Here is a 4,858-nt window from a genome sequence, read left to right as displayed (position 1 = left end):
GAGGCGCTGGCGGACCCGGCCACGGCGATGGCGGCGACCGAGGCCTTGCGCGCGCTGATCGACGCGATCCTGGTCTTTCCCGGCGATCGCCGCGGCGAGATGACGGTGTCGCTGCGAGGCGACTTGGCGGCGTTCCTGCATGCGGCAGGGGAGCCGGATGTTGGGCAGGCGCTGGACGGCAAAAAGGCCGTTGCCCTGGGTGGGAACGGCCGTTCTGGTTTTGGTTTGGGAGTATTGGGAACGTTGGATGCGGGGACAGGATTTGAACCTGTGACCTTCAGGTTATGAGCCTGACGAGCTACCGGGCTGCTCCACCCCGCGTGGGTGAGAGGGTTGCTGTGAGGATCCGGCCTGGTGGCCTGGCGGCGACCGACTCTCCCGCGCCTTGAGGCGCAGTACCATGGGCGCTGGGGTGTTTCACGGCCGTGTTCGGGATGGGAACGGGTGTGGCAACCCCGCGATGGCCACCAGGCCACCGGGCCGGATCCTCGGATGTGGTGATGGGATGATCGGTTGTGTGTGCGCGTGGCTTGGCGCTGTGCGCGGTGGATGCTGTTGCATCCGTGCGGTGGTGCATGGGGTATGGAGTTCTGTCGGGCGATTAGGATCGCTCGGCTGCACGCCTTGCGGCGCTTCCACCTGCGACCTATCGACGTGGTGGTCTACCACGACCCTTGGGGAGACCTTGTCTTGAGGCTGGTTTCCCGCTTAGATGCCTTCAGCGGTTATCCATTCCGCACTTGGCTACCCGGCGGTGCCGCTGGCGCGACAACCGGTGCACCAGAGGTGCGTCCTTCCCGGTCCTCTCGTACTAGGGAAAGATCCTCTCAAGTCTCCAACACCCACGGCAGATAGGGACCGAACTGTCTCACGACGTTCTAAACCCAGCTCACGTACCGCTTTAATCGGCGAACAGCCGAACCCTTGGGACCTGCTCCAGCCCCGGGATGCGATGAGCCGACATCGAGGTGCCAAACCTCCCCGTCGATGTGGACTCTTGGGGGAGATCAGCCTGTTATCCCTAGAGTACCTTTTATCCGTTGAGCGATGGCCCTTCCACGCGGGACCACCGGATCACTAAGGCCGACTTTCGTCCCTGCTCGCGCTGTCGCGCTCGCAGTCAGGCGGGCTTGTGCCTTTGCACTCAACAGCCGATGTCCGACCGGCCTGAGCCCACCATCGCGCGCCTCCGTTACCTTTTGGGAGGCGACCGCCCCAGTCAAACTGCCCACCAGGCAGGGTCCCGACCCCGGGTGACGGGGTTCGGTTAGACGCCAGAAAGGCGCAGGGTGGTATTTCAAGGTTGCCTCCACGAGAGCTGGCGCCCCCGCTTCGATGGCTCCCACCTATCCTACACAGCCCCTTCCTGGCGCCACTGCCAAGCTGCAGTAAAGGTTCATAGGGTCTTTCCGTCTGACCGCGGGTACCCCGCATCTTCACGGGGAATTCAATTTCACTGAGCCCATACCGGAGACAGTGGGGAGGTCGTTACGCCATTCGTGCAGGTCGGAACTTACCCGACAAGGAATTTCGCTACCTTAGGACCGTTATAGTTACGGCCGCCGTTTACCGGGGCTTCAGTTCGGAGCTTGCACTCCTCCCTTTAACCTTCCGGCACCGGGCAGGCGTCAGACCCTATACGTCATCTCTCGATTTCGCAGAGCCCTGTGTTTTTACTAAACAGTCGCCACCCCCTGGTCTGTGCCACCCGCCCATGGTTGCCCAAGGACGGGTCCCGCTTATCGCTAACTTACGCGGGCAATTTGCCTAGTTCCTTCGGTATGGTTCTCTCAAGCGCCTTGGAATACTCATCCAGTCCACCTGTGTCGGTTTAGGGTACGGTCCATATGCCAGAGCTATTTCCCGGACCGATCCAACTGCCACCCCAATCCGATAAGGGATGACAGAACTTCACGGCCGTCACTTCTGGCGGGCCCAGGAATATTCACCTGGTTCCCATCGGCTACGGCTTTCGCCCTCGCCTTAGGGGCCGGCTCACCCTGCGCGGATTAACCTTGCGCAGGAACCCTTGGACTTTCGGCGACAGAGTTTCTCACTCTGTTTGTCGTTACTCATGTCCGCATTCGCACTTCCGATACCTCCACGGCCCGTCACCGGTACCGCTTCACAGGCTTACGGAACGCTCCGCTACCGCGCGCATTGCTGCGCACCCACAGCTTCGGCAGATGGCTTGAGCCCCGTTACATTTTCGCCGCAAGATAGCTTGTTTAGACCAGTGAGCTATTACGCTTTCTTTAAAGGATGGCTGCTTCTAAGCCAACCTCCTGGTTGTTTTGGCCGTCTCACATGCTTTCCCACTTAGCCATCATTTGGGGGCCTTAGCTGGTGGTCTGGGCTGTTTCCCTCTCGACGATGGACCTTAGCACCCACCGTCTGTCTGCCCGCCTGCACTCCTCGGCATTCGGAGTTCGGTAGGGTTTGGTAGGGCTTTGGGCCCCCCTAGCCCTTCCGGTGCTCTACCTCCGAGGGTGATCGACGGACGATCTACCTCAATAGATTTCGCGGAGAACCAGCTATTTCCTGGTTTGATTGGCCTTTCACCCCTAACCACAGATCATCCCCGACTTTTTCAACAGGCGTGGGTTCGGCCCTCCAGTGGGTGTTACCCCACCTTCAGCCTGTCCATGGCTAGATCACCAGGTTTCGGGTCTCATGCCGGCAACTATGCGCCCTGTTCAGACTCGCTTTCGCTGCGCCTACACCTCTCGGCTTAAGCTTGCTGCCAACACGAACTCGCGGACCCATTATACAAAAGGTACGCCGTCACCCTTGCGGGCTCCGACTGCTTGTAGGCATCCGGTTTCAGGTCTCTTTCACTCCCCTCGTCGGGGTGCTTTTCACCTTTCCCTCACGGTACTTGTGCACTATCGGTCGCCAAGGAGTATTTAGGCTTGGAGGGTGGTCCCCCCATGTTCAGACAGGGTTTCACGTGCCCCGCCCTACTCAAGGATCACCGAAAGCCCTACGCCTACGGGGCTGTCACCCGCTATGGCCAACCTTTCCAGGTTGTTCGGCTTCTCTTCCGGTAACCACTGGCCTGCTCCGCTTTCGCTCGCCACTACTCGCGGAATCTCTGTTGATGTCTTTTCCTCCGGGTACTGAGATGTTTCAGTTCCCCGGGTTCGCCTCCCGACCCTATGGATTCAGGCCGGGATACCCCAAAGGGGTGGGTTTCCCCATTCGGACATCCGCGGATCAACGATCGCTCGCATCTCCCCGCGGCTTTTCGCAGCGTGCCACGTCCTTCATCGCCTCTTGGCGCCAAGGCATCCACCGAATGCCCTTCTCTCACTCCATACTCTCACCACCGCCCGCGCACAGGGCCAAACCACGCCCCGCACTGCCAAGTCTCGGACGGCAGCGCCCGCATCATCCCCGGGGACGCGGTCAAGTCTTGCCCCGGACGATGTGCGCCACTCACACACACAACTGATCATCTTCACCATGTGAAAGAACATGCCGCCCCGCAGGCCACCCGCCTCCCTCTCGAGGATCGCGGACCGCCCAAGCGGAACGAAACAGCTTTGGAAGTGTCGCCACCCCATCGGGCAGCACACCAGGCCTCGACCATCAACGCCCCAGGACAAAGGGCACCACCCACGCGGCGCCAAGCCTCGCGACAATGCCGCGCAGGCCGTTTCCTTGCCTCCGGCAGATCTCCCTTCGCCGCACCCGCGGCAACAGGAAATGGAGACGGTCGGATTCGAACCGACGACCCCCTGCTTGCAAAGCAGGTGCTCTCCCACTGAGCTACGCCCCCGCGGGAGAGGATCGCCAACAGCTCCGCCGCACCGACAAAGAGACCATCGCTGACGCGATGCCGCGCCGCGATGCAGCGCATCGCGGCTCGCCTCTCCATGCTTCCGGCGGATCGCATTTCAGCAAAGCTGACATGCGATGGTGGGCCAGGGAGGACTTGAACCTCCGACCCCACGCTTATCAAGCGTGTGCTCTAACCAACTGAGCTACTGGCCCCGCACAGGCGCGGGGTCGCCCAATCGGGGAAGGATGCGCGGTCGGCGCCCGCCATGGCTCACGCCACGGCCAGGCACGCCGGCAAGGCCGGTATGTCTCGAACAGTCAGGAGCCCCGGTGAGAGGCTGCCCGACCCGCCGATCCCATCCGGGACCGCCCAGGCCAGGCTCATGCAAGGCACGATAGTCTTGAAAGACGCCACCCAAGGATCCCGAAGAACCCATCAGGCAGACATCCTTGAAAGGAGGTGATCCAGCCGCAGGTTCCCCTACGGCTACCTTGTTACGACTTCACCCCAGTCGCTGACCCTACCGTGGTCGGCGGCCTCCTTGCGGTTAGCCAACCGGCTTAGGGTAGAACCAACTCCCATGGTGTGACGGGCGGTGTGTACAAGGCCCGGGAACGTATTCACCGCGCCATGCTGATGCGCGATTACTAGCGATTCCACCTTCACGCAGCCGAGTTGCAGGCTGCGATCTGAACTGAGACGACTTTTAGGGATCGGCTCGGCCTCGCGACCTGGCTTCCCATTGTCATCGCCATTGTAGCACGTGTGTAGCCCAGCCCATAAGGGCCATGAGGACTTGACGTCATCCCCACCTTCCTCCGGCTTGTCACCGGCAGTTCCTTTAGAGTGCCCACCCAAACATGATGGCAACTAAAGGCGAGGGTTGCGCTCGTTGCGGGACTTAACCCAACATCTCACGACACGAGCTGACGACAGCCATGCAGCACCTGTGCGCCACGCCCCTTGCGGGGAAGGCCCATCTCTGGACCGGTCGTGACCATGTCAAGGGCTGGTAAGGTTCTGCGCGTTGCTTCGAATTAAACCACATGCTCCACCGCTTGTGCGGGCCCCCGT

General features: G+C 61.1%; 3 tRNA genes and 3 rRNA genes (1 of these 6 cut by a window edge). All 6 read right to left on the bottom strand.

Annotated elements, in window-relative coordinates:
* Positions 1-244 precede the first annotated feature (244 nt).
* Positions 245-321, bottom strand: a tRNA-Met gene (locus tag FHS88_RS20100).
* Between the two features lie 36 nt (positions 322-357).
* Positions 358-472: ribosomal RNA gene (gene rrf / locus FHS88_RS20095) — 5S ribosomal RNA — on the bottom strand.
* 108 nt (positions 473-580) lie between these two features.
* Positions 581-3,318, bottom strand: a 23S ribosomal RNA gene (locus tag FHS88_RS20090).
* Between the two features lie 391 nt (positions 3,319-3,709).
* Positions 3,710-3,781 (bottom strand) — tRNA-Ala (locus FHS88_RS20085).
* A 138-nt stretch (positions 3,782-3,919) separates the two neighbouring features.
* A tRNA-Ile gene (locus FHS88_RS20080) sits at positions 3,920-3,996 on the bottom strand.
* A 240-nt stretch (positions 3,997-4,236) separates the two neighbouring features.
* Positions 4,237-4,858, bottom strand: a 16S ribosomal RNA gene (locus tag FHS88_RS20075); it runs 970 nt beyond the window's last position.
* The 16S, 23S and 5S rRNA genes sit together here with 3 tRNA genes alongside, the layout of an rRNA operon.

Origin of the sequence: Neoroseomonas alkaliterrae (genome assembly GCF_014199195.1) — a bacterium.
Classification (GTDB): Bacteria; Pseudomonadota; Alphaproteobacteria; order Acetobacterales; family Acetobacteraceae; genus Neoroseomonas; species Neoroseomonas alkaliterrae.
This window is presented reverse-complemented; position numbering and strand designations above follow the sequence as displayed.